The 18,975-nt window shown below is 51.1% G+C and carries 18 protein-coding genes; 8 read left to right on the top strand and 10 right to left on the bottom strand.

Translation table 11 applies throughout. The features are described from left to right. Window positions 1-2 precede the first annotated feature (2 nt). On the top strand, window positions 3-1,997 hold the full coding sequence (locus BUA24_RS02405; protein WP_072788389.1) for an ATP-dependent helicase: 1,995 nt from the start codon (window positions 3-5) through the stop codon (window positions 1,995-1,997). 13 nt (window positions 1,998-2,010) lie between these two features. Here BUA24_RS02405 and BUA24_RS02400 read toward each other — a convergent pair whose 3' ends face one another. The 6 genes from BUA24_RS02400 to BUA24_RS02375 all read right to left on the bottom strand — a co-directional run bounded on the left by BUA24_RS02400 (window position 2,011) and on the right by BUA24_RS02375 (window position 6,716). Then, window positions 2,011-2,253 carry a ferredoxin gene (locus BUA24_RS02400; protein ID WP_072788388.1) on the bottom strand — a complete coding sequence of 81 codons (243 nt, stop codon included), beginning with the start codon at window positions 2,251-2,253 and terminating at the stop codon, window positions 2,011-2,013. After that, window positions 2,243-3,583 (bottom strand): NADH-ubiquinone oxidoreductase-F iron-sulfur binding region domain-containing protein, encoded by a 1,341-nt coding sequence (locus BUA24_RS02395; RefSeq protein ID WP_072788386.1) that lies wholly within the window; start codon window positions 3,581-3,583, stop codon window positions 2,243-2,245. The genes BUA24_RS02400 and BUA24_RS02395 overlap by 11 nt, the downstream gene beginning before the upstream one ends. Before the next feature lie 43 nt (window positions 3,584-3,626). Continuing rightward, the gene (locus BUA24_RS02390) at window positions 3,627-4,391 is read right to left on the bottom strand and encodes a ferric reductase-like transmembrane domain-containing protein (RefSeq protein WP_143146345.1); all 765 of its coding nucleotides are present in this window, start codon (window positions 4,389-4,391) and stop codon (window positions 3,627-3,629) included. Beyond that, entirely contained in the window at window positions 4,391-5,281 is an 891-nt protein-coding gene (locus BUA24_RS02385; RefSeq protein WP_072788382.1) for an FAD:protein FMN transferase, read from the bottom strand. Before BUA24_RS02385 ends, BUA24_RS02390 begins: the two co-directional genes overlap by 1 nt. Window positions 5,282-5,472: 191 nt before the next feature. Beyond that, window positions 5,473-6,255, bottom strand: coding sequence for an exodeoxyribonuclease III (locus BUA24_RS02380; protein ID WP_072788380.1), 783 nt, complete (start codon window positions 6,253-6,255; stop codon window positions 5,473-5,475). A 44-nt stretch (window positions 6,256-6,299) separates the two neighbouring features. Further along, on the bottom strand, window positions 6,300-6,716 hold the full coding sequence (locus tag BUA24_RS02375) for a 3-hydroxyacyl-ACP dehydratase FabZ family protein (protein WP_072788378.1): 417 nt from the start codon (window positions 6,714-6,716) through the stop codon (window positions 6,300-6,302). 164 nt (window positions 6,717-6,880) lie between these two features. Here BUA24_RS02375 and BUA24_RS02370 point away from each other — a divergent pair, with 164 nt between their 5' ends. Next, window positions 6,881-7,495: an HAD family hydrolase gene (locus tag BUA24_RS02370; RefSeq protein WP_072788376.1), complete on the top strand. Its 615-nt coding sequence runs from the start codon at window positions 6,881-6,883 to the stop codon at window positions 7,493-7,495. 15 nt (window positions 7,496-7,510) lie between these two features. On the opposite strand, the gene BUA24_RS02365 is transcribed toward BUA24_RS02370, so the two are convergent. Then, window positions 7,511-11,371 carry a multifunctional oxoglutarate decarboxylase/oxoglutarate dehydrogenase thiamine pyrophosphate-binding subunit/dihydrolipoyllysine-residue succinyltransferase subunit gene (locus tag BUA24_RS02365; protein ID WP_245790258.1) on the bottom strand — a complete coding sequence of 1,287 codons (3,861 nt, stop codon included), beginning with the start codon at window positions 11,369-11,371 and terminating at the stop codon, window positions 7,511-7,513. 165 nt (window positions 11,372-11,536) lie between these two features. On the opposite strand from BUA24_RS02365, the gene BUA24_RS12090 reads away from it, so the two are divergent. The 5 genes from BUA24_RS12090 to BUA24_RS02345 all read left to right on the top strand — a co-directional run bounded on the left by BUA24_RS12090 (window position 11,537) and on the right by BUA24_RS02345 (window position 15,884). Beyond that, window positions 11,537-11,776 carry a hypothetical protein gene (locus tag BUA24_RS12090; protein ID WP_143146343.1) on the top strand — a complete coding sequence of 80 codons (240 nt, stop codon included), beginning with the start codon at window positions 11,537-11,539 and terminating at the stop codon, window positions 11,774-11,776. A gap of 115 nt (window positions 11,777-11,891) precedes the next feature. After that, the gene (locus tag BUA24_RS02360; RefSeq protein WP_245790264.1) at window positions 11,892-12,719 is read left to right on the top strand and encodes an alpha/beta fold hydrolase; all 828 of its coding nucleotides are present in this window, start codon (window positions 11,892-11,894) and stop codon (window positions 12,717-12,719) included. 64 nt (window positions 12,720-12,783) lie between these two features. Next, complete coding sequence (locus tag BUA24_RS02355; RefSeq protein ID WP_072788371.1) at window positions 12,784-13,536, top strand: SDR family NAD(P)-dependent oxidoreductase; 753 nt, start codon at window positions 12,784-12,786, stop codon at window positions 13,534-13,536. A gap of 49 nt (window positions 13,537-13,585) precedes the next feature. Next, complete coding sequence (locus BUA24_RS02350) at window positions 13,586-14,488, top strand: TIGR01777 family oxidoreductase (protein ID WP_072788370.1); 903 nt, start codon at window positions 13,586-13,588, stop codon at window positions 14,486-14,488. Between the two features lie 52 nt (window positions 14,489-14,540). Continuing rightward, the gene (locus BUA24_RS02345; RefSeq protein ID WP_072788368.1) at window positions 14,541-15,884 is read left to right on the top strand and encodes an ABC1 kinase family protein; all 1,344 of its coding nucleotides are present in this window, start codon (window positions 14,541-14,543) and stop codon (window positions 15,882-15,884) included. Window positions 15,885-15,889: 5 nt separating this feature from the next. Here the strand turns inward: BUA24_RS02345 and BUA24_RS02340 are convergent, their stop codons facing one another. The 3 genes from BUA24_RS02340 to BUA24_RS02330 all read right to left on the bottom strand — a co-directional run bounded on the left by BUA24_RS02340 (window position 15,890) and on the right by BUA24_RS02330 (window position 17,923). Beyond that, window positions 15,890-16,333, bottom strand: coding sequence for a hypothetical protein (locus BUA24_RS02340; protein ID WP_072788357.1), 444 nt, complete (start codon window positions 16,331-16,333; stop codon window positions 15,890-15,892). Window positions 16,334-16,460: 127 nt separating this feature from the next. After that, the gene (locus BUA24_RS02335) at window positions 16,461-16,991 is read right to left on the bottom strand and encodes a SixA phosphatase family protein (RefSeq protein ID WP_072788355.1); all 531 of its coding nucleotides are present in this window, start codon (window positions 16,989-16,991) and stop codon (window positions 16,461-16,463) included. A gap of 95 nt (window positions 16,992-17,086) precedes the next feature. Beyond that, window positions 17,087-17,923 carry a sulfurtransferase gene (locus tag BUA24_RS02330; protein ID WP_084660106.1) on the bottom strand — a complete coding sequence of 279 codons (837 nt, stop codon included), beginning with the start codon at window positions 17,921-17,923 and terminating at the stop codon, window positions 17,087-17,089. A 69-nt stretch (window positions 17,924-17,992) separates the two neighbouring features. Here BUA24_RS02330 and BUA24_RS02325 point away from each other — a divergent pair, with 69 nt between their 5' ends. After that, window positions 17,993-18,919, top strand: a complete 927-nt coding sequence (locus tag BUA24_RS02325) for a hypothetical protein (RefSeq protein ID WP_143146342.1) — start codon at window positions 17,993-17,995, stop codon at window positions 18,917-18,919. The last annotated feature ends 56 nt before the right edge of the window (window positions 18,920-18,975 follow it).

Below are 18,975 nucleotides of genomic sequence, written 5' to 3'. Positions count from 1 at the left end.
CCTTGGTAGAACTAACGGCTGGGCTAACTGAGGACCAAAGAGCGGCTGTGCTATGCCCAAATCCCGCTCTTGCAATCGTGGCTCCCGCAGGCTCGGGGAAAACAACGGTACTTACGCGACGGATAGCTCACCGGATACTCTCCGGACAGACATCCCCGAGCAATGTCCTTGCTCTTTCATTTACCAGGGCTGCAGCTTATCAGATAGGTGCCAGGGTGTCCTCCCTCATAGAGACGACTCCAATATCAGTGGGGACCTTTCACTCGGTCGCCTTGGCCACTTTGAGGCGCTACAGTAGCTTCGTGCACTCGCCTCCTCCAAAGGTTCTGGAGGATCCAAAGTCTGTACTGGAAAGGTTAGTCGAGACGTCTAGCTCCACCGTGCGATCCATCTTGTCGGTCAGGTCAACAAACACCAACAAAGAGTCGGCAGCCATTCGGTGTCTAAGGGAGATATCTTGGGCGAAAAGCAGTCAGCTCGAGCCTGTCACCTACCTTGAAGCAGCTCTATCACAGCGACGGCTTCGAGCTCAAGAGGCGGAGGCCATCTCCTTGATATTCGAGAGCTACGAGAACCACAAGAAGAAATACCGACTTCTAGACATGGACGATCTGATCCCTTATGCAACAAGTTGCATAGATCACAGCGATGCCTTTGCGTCAATCGAGCGCTTCCTACATCGTCACATCTACGTGGATGAGTTCCAGGACGCGAATCAACCTCAGATAGATCTACTTATGACCTATCTAGGCGAAAACAACCACGATATCTGTGTCGTTGGTGACCCAAATCAGTCCATCTATGGATGGAATGGCGCTCGGTCCACCAACATGTCAGAGTTTTTAGACACATTTCCCGAGGCTTCAGTCGTCACCCTTTCGAGTAACTTTCGCTGTGGAGAAAACATCGTGCATGCCTCAGGCAGGGTGATGCCAAAGATCAATGACAAGCGAATCGCCTACGAGGTAAGTCCTGGCCGACAGGCTGGTTCTAAGGGAAACGTCATCCTTCGTTACGCCAAAGACGAAGATGAGGAGGCCTTGATATGTGCGAGAGAGATTCAAGTACAACACTCTAAAGGTGTTCCATACTCCTCCATGGCGGTCCTGGCACGGACTAACGCCCAGCTCAGACTAGTCCAGGCTGCATTAGAAAAGATGGGGATAGCCTTTAGAGGCTCCACTTCGAGCAGTTCTTACTCATATGGATGGTACCTTAGGAGGATTGTATCCAGCTGGCAGGCCGAAGAGAAGAACAGGCCGGTATCGGCGCTGATCTCCGAGATGACAGAAAACGGCTCGGGTCGAGAACCGCCGGCTGGGCTGATCGATCAGCTAAAGACGATCAGACGAGCACAGCCCAACCTAACGGTTGGCGACGTTCTAGAGATAGCAGACGATCTCGAGCCACGACGAGATGCGACCTCTACGATCACCGCCACAACCTTCCACGGCGCTAAAGGTCTTGAGTGGTACCACGTCCATCTGATCGGAGTCGATCGTATACCTTCAGCCGCCTCGAAATCAAGCAACCGCCAGTCATTCGCTGAGGAACAGCGGTTAGCTTATGTCGCAATGACGAGAGCGAGTGACTCGCTACTAATAACGTTCATAGAATCCTCCCATCTTGATAGCGCCACTAGGCCACCATATTTAGAAGCACTTGAAAGTGCGCTAAGGTCAGACCACACAGATCGGAGGGCACCTGATCCAATTGGCCTGGCTCTTGGCGAGCTGTACCCATTTAGCAAAGAGGACAGGCTCATACACAACATAAAGACTGAGATCCTAAAGGTCAGAGAAAAAGAGGCTAAGCGTCGCGCCGTCGAACCCAGAGAGCTTATAAGCGATGTAGGTGTTCGGACTATAGCCAACAGAGCTACTAACGAATCCTACGAACGATTGACCGAGCTAGTGGGGGAGTTTATAACTCTATCCCCCACCTTCAAAGACATATTGCTGAAGCAAATCTCGAGATCTCTATCTCAGTTGACCTGAAACCTCTTGCACGCTAGCCCTTTACCTTGGAAAGTTTGAAGGCTGACCTTGGGCAAAGTTGAACGACATGGTTCGCCATCTCGAGTTCTTCAGCTTCTACTACTCTTGTCTTTACGATAGGAAACCCCCAGTCATCGAAGGTCAAATTCGCCGGTAGTAGCTCCACGCAGTAACCGTAACCGTCGCACACTGTCGGGTCAATCGAGATCTCGTAGTGACTTTTTGAAGTGATCCTAGCTACCTTGTCACCCCCCATAAGGATCCACCTTGCCGTAAAAACTCATGTGAAGACCTTCGAAGATGCGTTCATATGCTCTGTCGCAATTCCCTGCTTGATGCAAAGACAACTCCTCCAAAGTCACCTCCTCAAAGGAGCTTTCAAGGTCACAGACACTGTCAGGTAGTGCACATCCACCGCGCCCTTTGATCTGTCCCTTCCACCGTCTAATCAGTTCAATACTGCCGGTTGCCTGGGTCACCATGTTGTCGAATTCATTTGAGATTTGAGGTAGGCCAAACTTACACGGACCACACTGACCAGCGCTTTGGAGGCTTAACCACCTGATCAAAAACCCTAGCTCCGCAGCTACGCAGCCTTGTCGTTCAAGTTCCACTACAAGACCTGCCCCCCAACCTGCTCCACCCTCTCGCTTAGACCTAGAGATCGGCGCATAAAGACGCGCATCTTTACCTTGGAACAGTCGCCCGAAGTAGCCACCGACGAGGTACAAAGACGATTCGTTCAGTGGCGCACCTAAAGAACCCATTATTTCAGCTACAGACATCGAGGGATGGGACTCGACGATGTAGCTCTCTCCGGTTTTTAGATGAATTGTGCCCAGATACCCAAGCGCCATCTTAGGATCAACATGGTCGCCGATACTCTCAAGCCTTTTCGCTTGTGCAACGCGCAGATACGTCTCGGCGTTAGAGAGAAGTGTCGGTCTCGATTTGACCCCTTTTTCTGACAGCCGAGGTGGTTGCACTCTCGGGAGGGGCACCCGTCCGTTGATGGCATTCACGATCGACGTCTCCTGTCCAGAGACCAAGGCTTTTCTCATCGCCACGGTTTCAATCTTTACACCCCGGGCGGCGGCATATCCCTTGACGTAGTCCGAAAGAGCATCGGACTCCCCTTTTTCATAGTGAGATGCGACATAGATCGCCTCAGCACGCAGCGCTTTGGACGCAAGTACAGCGCCTTCTAAGACGAGTTCTAGATAGTAGGTCTTTATAAATCTGTCTTTGAACGACAGGGGTTCCGACTCCGTTAGATTAACCACGACGAAGGGGCGAGAGAAAATAGAGGTCTTGTCACTCACCGCCGAGAGTTTCTTCCAAAACGGAAAGCCAGCCCCACCTCGACCGGTTATCTGCCATCTTTGGCTAAGTTCCACCAGCTCCTTGACCGGGTCCCTAACACCATAGAACTCCGGGGCCCTCGCAAGTGCTGGAGCACGCATCACAGAACCAAAGGGCTCTATTCGCCTTGGGAACGGCAAGCTTCCACACCCTTGTAAGGTGCGTGGAAGAAGAACGAATGGGAACCTGTCTATCTGTGCATCTGCAACCGACTCTGCAGTCAACGTATATCGATCCCCTCCCTAGCCATCGGTACCCTTTAGATCTTTATTGACTCGTGCCATCATCGGAGTAAATCTCAGTAGTAGGAGGTGCCAAGGACGACGAGTTAGAACTACCATGAACCTGCGTGGACTTAGTTCGGATAGTTGTTTGAGGCAGGGAAAATCTCTTCGACCATCCTGCCTTAGCCGGACCCGAAAGTCCCCACAGGACTAGAGTAAAAGGAGCTAAGGCGATTAGTGCATACGCAACGAACCGAAGGACCAAGGCCTTAGGTTTTGCACTTAGGATCCTTATCCACAGGCCAACCGCCACAATACCCAAGGACAAGCCATACACAAAGAGGGCGAATCTAAAGTGGGAATCTGTTCCTGTGCCAAGACCATGGACCATCGCCAAAAACCATACGAGATAAGAGCCTAGATGTATCGCCTTCCAGAGTCGGTTGGATAGATGCTTGCGCAGAAGCGAGGTTGCAACGATGGCTACGACTATATCGAAGGCTGTTATCCCAAGACCAAGATATAGTGGGCGATAAGACCTTTTGAAGGGATCGAACGCAGTAGTCCACCCTAGGTGGGTGAAGGGGTCTACTATGGCCGTGAATATATGGACCGAAAGCAAAACCAGCGCAAATAGCGCCAAAGACCGATGCAGGTCCGCAAAGTAGACTCTTGGTACCTCCCTGATCTTTGCCTTCTGGGCCGAGGAGACCCCTAGAGCCACCGTTGCGCTTAGCATAAGGAGAGCCAATAGTCCCGACGATCGAGTAACGTACCATAGTATCTGGGTACCAAGGACAGAAAACATCACTGGGAAAGCACCTCGTCTTCGAAGCCCCCAACGTATTCGATTTTAGTTTCAGTGACAAGACGTGCCATATACCCAAGGGTGAAGATCGCATCTTTGGCGAGTTCAAGATCCACGACTGACATAAGAGATAAAGAGTTGCACACAGAGGCGACTCGGCCCATGACCGTTGCCACCTGAGCTCCGCTTATTGCGGGCTGGAGAGTTCTTGGATCAAAGATATGAGTTGCTTTACCTAAAGCGCTATATCGGTGCTCCCTGGTTCGACGTGCAGAGGTCGCAATAGCCATGGAGGAGAGTTCGACGATCTCATCACCGGGTTCGTAGACGCTACGACCATCCATGGGGACCGCCACGGGGAACTTCGTCCCTTGGTCGCACTTAGCGTAGATGTCTCCGCCGAGACCAACTAATATATCGCATCCGAACTCAACGGCTAAGGACGAGGCACAACGTTGAGCCCAGTAAGCCTTACCTACGGAGCCAAGGTCGATTAAGGTACCTCGTCTTATCCTGACGGCTCGCTCAGAAGGTATCAGATCCACCTCTCCATCTATTTGGACGAGCTCTTCACCGGCTATATCGTAGTCCTCCCAAAAAAGTCCACCACAACCGATATCGACTAGACCTCTTGTAACCTGAACCGCCTCCTGAGCGCTTATCAGGAGATCCCATAGGACATCGGAGACCTCAAATACGGACTCCTCCCCTCCAAGGAGGGACCTCTCATAAAGTACCCTTACCTCCGAGTCTGCCCTATAACAGGAGGCTGCCTCATCAAGTTGTTCAAGGAGGTCCAACAATCTATCTAGAATCGACTCAGACTCATCACACTTAGAGCAGGCGAGGTCAACGTAGGTTCCCAATGCACCAAATCTTTTGGTGTACATCTCACTTAACGGCTCCGACAACAACTACCCCTCTACGATTTTTCACAGCTACAGCCGCTTCGAGGTACAATTATGCCTTGAGAAGTTGAGAAACAGTCGAGGACAAGCTAAAGGCTTGTTAGATCGGAACTCTCCCCGGGGATCGTTCTCTTTTGAGGTTAAGCTCGAAGGCCTAGCTACGTGGTAGTTCATCACCTCAAACACAGCTCGAGCGGAGCATGGTCAGATGGCTTTCCCGCCTTGGAGACCTTTCTTGCATCCCTATCGATACGAGCGGAAACTACCCTTGATATAAGTGAATTCGACACTAACGCCAGATCTATTCTCAATCCCTCACCTTTATGGAACGCACCACCTCTATAGTCCCACCATGAAAACTGGACATCGTTGGGGTTTAGATGCCTTGCTACATCTACAAAACCAAGGTCTTCGATGCTCTTTAGTGCAGAGCGCTCGTCGTCACTTACATGAGTACAACCCACATAGGCTGCTGGATCCCACACGTCTTGGTCATCTGGAGCTATGTTGAAGTCGCCCGCAACCAAGATCTGATCGAATAACTTACACTCCTTCTCCAGGAGTGACCTAAGATCACCTAGCCATCTGAGCTTGTAGTCAAAGTGTGCATCCTCGAGGCTTCTGCCGTTTGGAACATAGACGCTATGCACCCTTATTCCCTCTACGGTAGCTGCTAGGTGCCGAGCCTCTAGTTGACCCTCAAAATACTCTGCAACCCCTCCGCAGACGACGTCTTCACCTTTCGCCTTAGAGACAATAGCCACTCCGTTCCAACGCCCCTGTCCGAAGTGAACAGAGTTGTAACCAATGTCTTTGAACGCCTGGTAAGGAAAGTCATCGTCTTTGAGTTTGGTCTCTTGTAAACACAGCACGTCTGGTTCGTGCTTTGCTACCCAGTCGAGCACAAAGGGAAGCCTTGCGTTCAAGGAGTTTACATTCCACGAGACGATCTTCATAAGCCAGTCGAACCCCTTCCCGCCCTACAACCTCTTATTTACGCCTAACTATCTGCTATCACAAAGAAGAACGATACCTCACAGACCGTTTCACCACTACGTCTTGCAACACCCTCACCTTTACCAGCACGTTGGGATAGCGTCGTCATACGCACCTCTAGGTCGAGGGTTTCCTCGGGCAGAACCTGCCTTCTAAAGCGCGCCCGGTCTATGCCTCCGAAAAGTGGGAGCGAACCTCGATATCGATCGTCCATAAGGACTGCACACGCACCTAGTTGTGCAAGAGATTCCACCATATACACCCCTGGCAGGGTCGGTCGAGTGGGGAAGTGCCCTTCAAATACCGCCATCGAACTCCTGGGGGTCCACCGTCCCTTCGCGGACACTCCCGGCTCCACTTGAACGACCTCATCAAGAAGAAGGAAAGGCTCCCTGTGTGGAATGATTTCTCTTGGATCCATCCCTACAAACTACAATTAATTGGCCGACTTCCTAACATCGAAGGGTTACGACAAGTGGCAATATTGCGAATACGACCTAAATCAAGAAGGGTTTAGGGCTCAAGATCTATAGCGATATTACAGCTCCAGTCTGCTTGGGAGCGAGATCTCATAAGATCTACTACATGATAAAGGGCGTTGTATTTGACTTTGGTGGCGTACTTTATGGAACTCCCCTTGGTCAAGTTGCGCGCTTAGAGCGCAGAGCAGGACTGCCACCGGGAAAACTCTCCAGAGTTCTAGATGAATCAGGATCAAAGGGAGCCTGGGGCAGATTTGAACGCGGAGAGATTGATCTCAAGGGTTTTGTTCAGGAAATGGGCGCAGAGCTCGATCGTCATGATATCTCTGTCGAGGTATCTGCGCTAATCGAGCTCTCCGGTGGCTCTTTCAACACCCCACTTCTTCAGTACATCAAAGATGAGCTCCGGGGAAAGTACAAAACAGCGGTTATCACAAATAACTTTCAGATACCTGCACACAAGGAACCTCTATGGACCATATCTGGCCTCTTTGACCTTGTGGTTGAGTCATCTATCGTTGGGTGTCGAAAACCTGATCCCAAGATCTACGACTACACCTTTACGTCTCTTGAAATTGACCCAGAAGAGATCGTGTACATCGACGATATTGGAGCGAATCTAAGGTATCCAAGATCACTAGGAATACTGACTATAAAGGCAGAAGGAGATCTTGACCTGGTTGCCCAGGTACGCAGAGTCTTGACCGATCTCAATTAGAGCTTGGATCCGCTCCTATGCCTTTATCGGCTCAAACAACGCCCTTCTCAGGAGATCTTCCTGTTCCAGCACGTGCATTGCACTAAAGCCCGTGGCAGGAGAACCCGCAGAGGGTCGCGACACATGACGCAGAGCGAAGCGCTCCCTGACGCTAAAGTGCAACCTCTCGTGTACGAACGACCATGCACCCATGTTCGAGGGCTCCTCTTGCAACCAGACGATCTCCTTGGCGTTGTAGTACTTGGAGAAAACGTCCTCAAGTTCTTCCTCTGGCCAAGGAAATAGCTGCTCCACCCTCACCACGGCTGCTGGGGGAATACCGCTTTTTTGAGCCTGTTCAGAGTCGCGCAGAGCCATCGCCTCGAAGGCGACCTTACCTGAACATAGGATCACCCTATCTATCTCATCACTGGATCTATCTAGATTTTCGTCGATCACCGGCCTGAAGGAACCCATCACAAACTCCTCCACAGAAGACCTAGAGGTCTTGGCCCTCAGCAAAGACTTCGGAGAAGCCACAACAAGAGGTCTTTTGTCTTTGCGATGGACCTGAGATCTAAAGAGATGGAAGATCTGCGATGAGGTCGTTGGGTAGACCACCGCCATGTTGCTTCCAGATGCAAGAGCTAGAAATCTCTCAAGACGTGCCGACGAGTGTTCCGCACCTTGGCCCTCATAACCATGAGGAAGCAACATAACGAGTCCAGAATGTTGTCCCCACTTGTCCTCAGCTGCCGCTATGAACTGATCGATCACGATCTGCGCTCCGTTGGCAAAGTCACCAAACTGCGCCTCCCAACACACCAGAGCATCTTTTTGAACTAGCGAGTAGCCGTATTCAAAACCCAAGGCTGCGTACTCTGAAAGCAGGGAGTCATAGATCATAAAGCGTCCCCCACGCTCGGCCTTTAGGTGGGTACCCTGGTAATCTCGCAGCGTCATCAACGGAAAGTACTCCTCTCCGTTTACGTAATCGATGAGAGCTGCGTGACGGTGAGAGAAGGTTCCTCGCCTAGAGTCCTGCCCGGCAAAGCGTATATCTTTCCCCTCGAGCAGGATCGACCCAAAGGCTAGCTGTTCTCCCATCGACCAGTCGATCTCTCCAGATCTATAAAGAGCGTCACGTTGAGAGAACAAGCGCGCAAGCTTTGGATGGACACTAAAGCCGGGAGGGTATGTTATCAGTCTCTCTGCGATGAGATCCAAAGCCTCCTTTGAGACGCCAGTATCTACTCTGCTGAGCGGAACGCTAAGTGGTCGTGCTGGAGGCAAAACAGTTGGATTCGGCGCAGACGCCGATCTCGTTTCATCTAGAGCCCTCTGGAGCTTCTCCAAGAAGTCATCGACCGCCCTCTCTTCGTCCTCTTCGGTAATCTCATCTCTCATCGAGAGTGACTTTGTGTACAGCTTCCTCACCGAAGGATGCTCTTCGATGACCGAATACATAAGAGGATGCGTGTAGCTTGGCTCATCACCCTCATTATGACCATGGCGTCTGTAGCAGACCATGTCCACTACCACGTCTTTGTGGAACCTCTGGCGATAAGCGAAGGCCAACCTTGCAACCCTGACTACAGACTCGGGATCGTCACCGTTTACATGAAAAATTGGAGCCTGCACAGTCTTTGCGACGTCGGAGGCGTAGATTGAAGATCGCGCCTCGTTCGGATTTGTCGTAAACCCTACCTGATTGTTTATGACCAGATGAACCGTACCACCGGTTCTGTAACCCCTTAGCTGCGACAGATTTAAAGTCTCAACCACCACCCCTTGTCCGGCAAACGCCGCATCACCGTGCACTAAAACTGGGAGCACCGGGAACTCTCCGACGTTTCCGTGGATATCTTCTTTGGCTCGGGCTATACCCTCGACAACGGGATCTACAGCTTCGAGATGGGACGGGTTCGACGCTAGCGTTACCTCAAGAGTAGCTCCGTTTCTACCTTTGAAGACCCCGGCGTAGCCTTTGTGGTACTTCACGTCACCGCTGCCTTGAACCGAGGTTGGATCGAGGTTCCCCTCAAACTCTCTAAATATCTCGCCATACCCCTTGCCAACGATGTTGGCCAGCACGTTCAGTCTTCCCCTGTGTGCCATGCCGAGCACCGCCTCAGGAAGTCCTTCCTCTGCCGCTAGAGAGAGGACCTCGTCCAAAAAGGCGATCGCTGCCTCGGCTCCCTCGAGACCAAAGCGTTTGTGGCCTATGTAACGGGTTGAGAGAAACTTCTCAAACGCCTCAGCTGCATTCAATCTCTCAAGGAGCCTAAGCTTCTCTTCTTTGCTGAGACTAAAAGGTACTCCCTCCACCCTCTCTTGGATCCAGCGCTTCTCCTCTGGATTTTGTATGTGCATATACTCAATACCGATAGTTCGACAGTAAGCATCACGAAGCAAATTTATGATTTTTTCAAGCGTCAAAGTCTCATATCCGGCTAGTCCATCGGCGTAAAACTCTCTGCTCAAATCCCATATAGACAGACCATAAGTCTTAGGATCCAGCTCCTTGGACGACATCGGCTTTTGAAGCCCTAAAGGATCCAACTTCGCCATAAGGTGTCCTCTGACCCGATAGTTGTTTATTAGGGTCTGCACATGCACCTGTTTGACTACTCGATCATCGATTCGCCTGGATATGGAGTCGTTTCTATCCAAAGACCACTCAACAGCCGGATAGGGTACGTCCAATGAGTCGAAGATCTCTTGGTAAAACGACGCGCTCCTTAGGAGTTCATCAATTTTCTTTAGGAACATGCCCGACTCTGCACCCTGAATGATACGGTGGTCGTAGGTCGAGGTAAGTGTGACCGTCTTTGAGACTCCTAGTTCCGATAGAACCATGGGATCTAAGGCCTCGAACTCGGCCCCATAAGTTATGGAGCCAACTCCGACAATCGTCCCTTGACCCTTCATCAGTCGTGGTACCGAGTGTGAGGTACCGATGGTTCCGGGATTAGTTACAGTCATGGTCGCCCCGACGAAGTCTTCGGGGGAGATCTTGTTGGTCTTCACCTTTTTTATCGCTAAGTCGTAAGCGGCTACGAACTCTTTGAAGGTCAGAGTTGATGCGTTTTTTATCACAGGAACAAAGAGTGCCCTTGAGCCATCTTTGCGTTCAACATCCACCGCCACTCCCAAGTTACATGCCTTGTGGCGAAGCACACCTGGTGTCCCTTTTCCGTCCACGTCCTCTAAGAAAGAGGAGTTCATCTGCGGCACAGTCTCAAGGGCTCTTACGACTGCGAACGATATTATATGGGTAAAGCTGACCTTGGCAGCCATAATACGCGTGAGGTGGTCGTTGATCATCGATCTGTTCACCTCTAAAGATCGCGCCGGTATTACCCTCACCGAGGTGGCGGTAGGCACCTCGAGTGACGCCACCATGTTCTCAACCACCTTATACGCAACACCCCTCAAAGGGACGGCGTCCTCCACGACGAGGGGGCGAACGTCTGGACTTTTGGTAACTCGGTTTCCTTGAGTTTCTATCTTCGAAGCGAAGTCTTCGTCAGAAGCGCTTTCGGCACCAGTGCTAGAAGCCTCTACTACGCCGTTGTGCCCGAAGCTCCCCTCGGCAGCCGACACTGCTCGCTGAGGCGGCACCTCTGTGCCTACCGCTTCGACGGACGCCTCTTGAACCTGTGTCTGCACCTGGCTGGTCAAGGTACCACTTTGAACAACATTTCCCTTAGTCGACGTAGCTAAAGAGTTCGCTAACTCCGAGGTCTGGGTAGCTCCAAGCGATTTTAAGAAGTACCTTCGCCAGCTGTCTGAGACAGAGGTTGGGTCCTTTAGGTATCGCTCCAGCATCTCCTCCGCAAGCCAGTCGTTCGGTCCAAATTCAGCGGTCGTTGGTACTCGAGAGTTCTGTTCCACGTCTATAGATCGTAGTCAATGTTATGGTAACTTTAAAATCACATAGCAAGGTAGGTCACAGAGGTACAATAACTCACATCTGTCGTCGTTGATTCCGTCTAACAGACACTCCCATCCATCTGCAAAAAACTCAAGCAGGCTACACTTTGGACCGAAACTATCTCTATGAAGACAAGCGAAGAGCAGGTAGTCACCTTTTCCTCACGTGGAGTACGAAGAAGGGTGGAGCCTGGCGAAGGGTCCACGTGCGCCAGCTGCGGTCAAGCGATCCGGTTCTCCATGAAGGCACCCACCCATCAGATCATCGCTAATGTTTACGAAAACGGAGTATGGAACCGGGTAGAGCACTTCCATGACACCTGTTACCTAAGCGCTGGTCTCCCATACGGCAAAGCACGGGAGTAGAAGAAAGTCTCCCATTTGGATCTGTGACGGCAACCGCCGCGACTGACCGACTACATTACTCCCCAAGTAACTTGTGCATCAAAGACACAGAGGTGGAGTTACAAGATTGGGAACCGTGATATCGAGTCGCCTGCCAGGCGTCCTTAGCCGTCGCACACAGTCAAGGCTTAGTGTCGAGATATTCCACGCCGACAGCGAACGAGAACTCCAGTTTCTACTTGTCCATGGTGCAATGGACCGTAAGTCTTCTATGCGTCGTCTGGCCCTAAAGCTAGCGCCAAGTCGGGTAATCACCTATGATCGCCGAGGATACGACGAGTCTCTAGCTCTGCACCCCCTGCAAGACATCTCGGAACTTTCACCCGAGGAACAGGTGGCAGATATCTGGGGTCTCTGCGAAGGAAGGCCTACCATAGTCTTTGGACACTCTATGGGTGGAACATTAGCTCTTCACTACGCCAGCCAGATACCCCCAGACCTCAAAGGACTAGTTACCTACGAATCGCCACTCCCATCAGAGGATTGGTGGCCCATTTGGATAGCGAAAGAGAGCGAGTTAGAAGCTGCGATAGACCCGAAACAGGCTGCAGACAGGGCTGAGAGGTTTATGATATCGGTCCTTGGAGAGAAGCGGTGGAGGCGGCTCCCACGAGAGTTTCAACAGCGCAGACGCGCTGAAGGAGTAACGTTAGTCGCAGAGATGGCCTACCTTGCCTCTAAAGACTATCAGATACCCTATGAAAACATCGAGGTTCCGCTGTTCTCGCTCGTCGGTCAAGACGCTTCCGAAAGACATCAAGCTGCCCAGATCCACCTCTGTGAATATGTGCGAGATACACGGTGCGCTCAAGTAATTGGAGCCGGTCACGGTGCCCACATCGCCAACCCCACAGCCATTGCCGAGATACTCCAGGCCACGAGAGAGGTCGTTGGCTACAAATAGTGACTAAATTAGGTTTAACATAATGCTCGACAACTAAAACTCTTACAAAGACGGAGAAGCCCAAGTGACAGATAGACCAGTTGCCCTCGTTCTAGGCGCTACCGGAACGATTGGATCTCAAGTAGCGCACAACCTCCAAGAGAGAGGCTACGGTCTCGTCTTGCTAGGGAGAGATAGAGCCAAGTTGGACGATCTCAACAAAGCACTATCGCATCGCCCGGTAGCATCGATCCTTGCAGATGCGACAGATCCCAAGTCTTTCGAAGAGTCTCTCTCGGAGGGTCTCTCGGGTTTAGACTCACTTAGCTGTGCGGTCAACACAATAGGCTCAATGAGTTTCACACCAGCCGATCGACTAACCCTCTCTGAGTATCAAAAGGCCATCGATGTCAACATCACATCGTCCTTTTTGACTCTAAAGCTCGCCGTCCCTAAGATGAAGAGAGCCGGTGGCGCAGTAGTTTTCTTCTCTTCCGCAGCAGCTTCTGTAGGTATGGCATCTCATGAAACCATCTCGATGACTAAAGCCGCCTTAGAAGGACTTGCACGCGCAGCATCGGCGACCTACGCAAGGCAGAAGATACGAGTCAACGTAGTTGCTCCCGGTCTCACCAAAACCAATCTGACCGAAGCCATATTTAAAGATGAACGCACATTGGGAGCGTCACTTGCGACACACGCCCTTGGCCGCGCTGGAGAGCCAGAGGAGATCTCAAGGGCCGTAATGTTTCTCGTAGAGTCTGAGTGGATAACAGGAACGACTCTGCACATCGATGGGGGTTTATCCAGCGTTCGGCCTAGGATGGTCTACAAATAAGGTTGAAAGATTCAGACTGTCTAACCGTCGTTTATATAAAGAGGTTGCTATGAGAGTTGCCATCACAGGAGCAAGTGGTCTGATCGGTAGACACCTACGCAAAAGACTCGATGAGATGGGAATAGAAACCCTTTCAGTCAAAAGAGTCGATCTTAAGACCAACCCACCTAACGAGATTTGGTGGGATCCATACGGAGCGAAGGCAAATATACCCAAAGAGACACAGATAGACGCACTAATACACCTAGGTGGAGAACCTGTTGCTTCACGGCGTTGGAACGCCACGGTACGTTCAAACATATACTCATCACGTGTCTATGGCACTAGAGGTCTCGTTGAAGCTCTCAAAGCACTTGGCCAAACTAACTTGAGCTTCATATCGGCTTCAGCGGTCGGGTACTATGGAAGTCGAGGTGCTGAGGTCCTTACTGAAAGTTCTGACCCTGGCACAGGATTTCTGGCTAGGGTATGTAAGGACTGGGAAAAGGAGGCTGCAAAGGCCAGCGATTTTGGCGTTCGGACCTGTATCCTTCGAACTGGTATCGTCCTAGCCAAAGACGGAGGAGCACTACCTAAAGCAGCGATCCCCTTTCGCCTCGGAGCCGGTGGGCGACTCGGAGACGGGAGGTCTTATATGCCCTGGATACACATAGACGACCACGTCGAAGCCGTCATAAAGCTCCTTATGGACCAAGGCACATCTGGTATTTACAATCTCGTGGATCCGAATCCAGTGACAAACTCAGAGTTTACGACAGCTCTGAGCAAGACCCTATCCCGTCCAGCCGTTCTCTCAGTTCCGGCAGCTGCGTTGGAACTCATCTTGGGCAAAGAGATGGCCAACGAGACCGTTCTAGCATCTCAAAACGCACGACCACGTCGCCTCGAAGAGCTTGGTTTCTCCTTCAAATTCCACGATATCTACGAGGCTCTGTCAGCGCTAGATCTGTAACTAACGTCACACGGTACCCAATCGGCTAGGAGAATCAAGGACAGCTAAAGAAATGTCAGCGTCAAGAGGGAAAAGAGCAGCCAAGGCAGCGGGGCTGATATTGGCACTTGGAAAGGACCACCTATCAGAGAGGGTTAGAGCTTCAATGCCTCGCTCTGGCTCAGGCAACAACAGCTCTCAAAAGATACGGGACAGCTTTGGATCTATGCGCGGCGTAACAGCAAAGATCGCACAGATGGCAAGTTATCTAGACACTCGAGTTCCAAAGGATATGAGGGATTCTCTCGCTCAGTTTCAGGACAACGCCGTCGCAGTCCCCTTCGAAGAGGCACGTAAGGTAGTCGAGGCAGACTTGGGCAGTACTTTAGAAGATCTCTTCGATAAGTTCGAGGAGGAACCATTTGCAGCGGCCTCCATAGGGCAGGTACACAGAGCGATCACAAATAGCGGCGAGGCCGTTGCAGTTAAGATTCAGTACCCCGAAGCACGAGAGGCTATCGTCGCTGATCTAAAAAACACACAGGCTCTTTCCACGATCTTGAAGTTCGTGTTCCCTTCCATGGACGTAAAAGACATGACCGAGGAGATAAGTACCCGGATCATGGAAGAACTAGACTACCGACATGAGGCGAAGGTCCAAGGGCTGTTCTACGAGTACTACCAAGGTCATCCCACTATTACCATACCTAAGGTTTACACCGACCTGAGCGGAGACGCTGTTCTTACAACCGAACTAATCGAAGGGCGTTCGTTCCGAGACATTCACGACCTACCCCAAAAGATCCTCGACGGATACGGAGAGACGATCTTTCGCTTTGTCTTCAGATCCCTGTATCAGCTAAAGACCTTTAACGGTGACCCTCATCCCGGAAACTACATATTTTTGGACAACGGGAAAGTCGCGTTCTTGGACTTTGGATTTTCGAGAAGCTTCACAGAGTCAGAGATGAGCCGCTTCATGGAGATGATCCGATACATGGTCATCGAGCACGACCCAAAAGGATTCCGCAAGTCAGTCGAGCTGGCGGGTCTAGTCAAGGCGGACGCACCGATATCTGACGGTGAGATCTATGAGTACTTTCAACCCTACTATCAGGTTGTTATGGAGCCTATTCCTATGACCATTACCGACAGCTACTCAAACTCTTTACTGACCCATAGCTTTGATCGGAAGTCGGAACTTTCACGTTACTTGAACGTCCCGAAAAGCTTCGTCGTTATACAGCGGATCAATCTCGGACTCTACGCCGTCTTAGCTTCCATCTGCGCAACTGCAAACTGGAGGCTAATTGCAGAGGAGATTTGGCCGTTCGTAATGGGTGGTCCAGCGACTGAAATCGGTCAACGCGAACTTGCCTGGATAAGAGATCGTGACATGCAATATCGTAATTCGTGACACCACTATTGGGGAGCGTTTGACCTTAGGCGGAAAAAGGCGTCGAAGATGACCTCGGTCGAACTCATGAAACACGGCAACGGATAGCTAATTGCAAGTAGCGGCAGAGTTCGTCCTTCGATCTCCACTTCGTGAAACTGAGACTGCTGAGGGGCGTTAGATACTAGTTCGAAAGAGAAGGCACCGCCGATCGCACTAAACCAGCCACGACCACTCTTGTGCGTGAGCGCTTCAGCGATGGCATCGGTGTCGACCCCTTTGGGAACGTTCGCAACGCTAAGGATCAAGTTGCCGGCCCTAGACGACTGGGTATAGGGGTATGCAGACAACGAGGATGCGAGTAAAGAAGCCCCCCTTCCAAAACTACGACGTGATCCCCCTAGCTTCGCTTCTGCTACCACCTCGAAGGGATCCGACCCTATAACCCTAGAACGCATATAAGCTGCCATCAGTTCCGATGATACCTCAACCCGAAATCCTAAATTACTGCCAAAGCGTTACAGACTTCAGCGTTTCGATATGATTTTCGACAACTATCGGCGGTACTTTATTGTGCTCTTTTACAATCTCACTAATTTACCGTTTAGCAAGTTGGCCGGAAGTTGTTCTTCTGGCCACTCCATCGGTGATATACGTGGTCTCACTGTCACCTTCAACGTAGGTTGCACGCATAACCTTGTCACGACTAAGGTCAAGATCCCATAGGCTTGCTTTGGCACACCTTAGGGGATAGTCCACTTCTTCAAGGTGAGGACCGAGCAAGATCTCAACAAGCTCGGTCGCAACGTTTCCGTGTGTACAAGCGACGATGACACCCTCAGTCTCAAGCGAGGCCAAAAAGCTAGACAGCGCCTCAAAGTCGGTGTCTTCTCTCAGGCGATCATCGGTCTCAATCTGAATATTCAGACTTTCGCCAAGTGGTTGAACCGTCTCTATGCATCTCAGATATGGACTGGACAAAATCTTAGTGATCCCAGCGCCGACTAATCTCTGAGCCAGGGACTTGGCCTGGGTGACCCCTCCCGGATCAAGTGGACGCAACTCATCGTCTTGATCCCAGGACTCTCTACGTCCCGCCTTCGCATGGCGAACGATCAGAACTCGCACTTTACTCCCCTTACATTAGATACTTTCAACTAAATGTACCCAAGACCGGTCGCTATGTCTAGAGTCTTTGTACCCTATATGAAGGAAGCATGGCTCTATGGCTCGACTATCACCTCTCTGCTGCTGTCCTCGATCCACTCCGACCATGAACCTGCATAGACTAAGGGAGTTGCCTGACCGAGATACTCGAAGGCGAGAGCCATAAACGAGGCGGTAATACCTGATCCGCAGTAGGTAATAAGGTTTGAGTCTGAAGAAAGCCGATTTTTCTCACAGAACCTCTGAATCTTTGCACGATCGATACCAGACTGCAACGAGTACACCTCGTTGTAGGGCAAGTTGATCGCGTTGGGTATATGACCAGCTACTTTATCAATCGGCTCGTAGCGCCCTGTGTAGCGAACTCTATCTCTTACATCTATAAGTACCCTCTCTCCTTCCATCAACCCCGCAACGTCGATAAAGGACTTTGAGGCAGACGAGGAGTCGAAAGCATATCGGGTCGAGATCGGTTCGAATCGACCAACGGAAACCGATCTCCCCTCTGCCGCCCAACGTCCGAAACCACCCAAGAGGGTATGCACCTTCTTGTGCCCGAAGTGTCGTAGAACCAGCGCAGAGCGAGAAGCAGCTAACGTATCTCCGTGATCATAAAAGACGACAGTCTGCTCTTGGCTCACTCCGACCCTTGAGAGGTCTTCCTCAAGTTGCGTCTTGCTAGGCAAAGGGTGACGGCCCATAGCTCCCGCTTTTGAAGCCATGACATCTTCAAAATCAAGAAACCGTGCGCCTGGCAGGTGTGCTCTCTCGTAGTAACAACCACCTATGTTGCGCCCAAGAATCCAGGTCACATCCAAAAGGACTAGTCGATCTCCAAGACGGCGACTCATCTCCGGTAGTTCCTCTGGCAAAATTAGTGTCTTGTGTGTCATCGATTAACCTCTTCGAACCTTATCCACAAAAGACCCTAGCCGTAAGTCATTAGATAGGCTGTGCGCAAGATGTTCGAAACCATAATGGTAGTTGACTACAGCGCTTCCTCTCGCCCAAAGACAGGGAAAGACACAATCTGGCTAGGAGTGATCCGTGCCCCTTTTGAAGGGGTAGAGCTATACAATCCCCCTACTAGGTTCAGACTAAGCGAGATCATCAAAGCCGTTGTCAAAGACTCGGTCGACGATCAGCACCGAGCGTTGTTAGCACTCGACTTCGCTATCTCCTATCCCGCTTCCTTTATTGAAACGTTCTATCGATGCACAAGAGGCCTCGCAACCCATGAGGACAGTAATCCCTTCTCTGTTAATCTGCTTCCAACTGAGATCGTGCACCTCTACTTATACTTGGAGCGATCCGTCGTTGATGATTCTAAGAACCGCAACAATCGCTTCGATGTGGCGTCTGAACTAAACCGAGCGATCGGCCAGAGAGTATTTTGGGGCCATCCAACGCGACACTCATCGCAACCTTGGCTCTACGCTCACAAGGACAAACGGTCTTTGGAACTTATTGGCGAGTACAGAAACTGCGACCAGGGCGCAAGAACCATAAGCGGCCGGCGTTTCATATCGTCACCCTTCCAGCTCTACGGTGCTGGATCTGTAGGTAGCCAGTCGATACTGGGTATCGCCAGGCTAATGCGTCTAGCTCGAGAGTTACAGGACCAAGGTGTAGCTATAGATCTCTGGCCATATCCCATGCAATCCATAGCGCCGGCTCCTCTCACCTTATGTGAGTGGTGGCCTTCCATGATTCAATTGCCGGATGTATATAATGGTCCAAAAGATCGCCAACAGGTGATTTGCAGCTGTAAGTACCTCTCTAAGCTCCAAGACAGTGGGGAGCTTACACAACTTCTCAACGACCGCATCTTGGATAAAGACAACCCCTCCTACCTGGAGGGAGCAATACTCGGGGTTCCATTCAAATAGTGGAACCAAGTCAAGGTAGCAACCGCATAGAGATCAATTCGATCTCGCAGACAACA

Source organism: Ferrithrix thermotolerans DSM 19514, from assembly GCF_900128965.1.
GTDB lineage: Bacteria > Actinomycetota > Acidimicrobiia > Acidimicrobiales > Acidimicrobiaceae > Ferrithrix > Ferrithrix thermotolerans.
The sequence above is the reverse complement of the archived record's forward strand: the minus strand, read 5'-3'. Positions and strand labels throughout refer to the sequence as shown.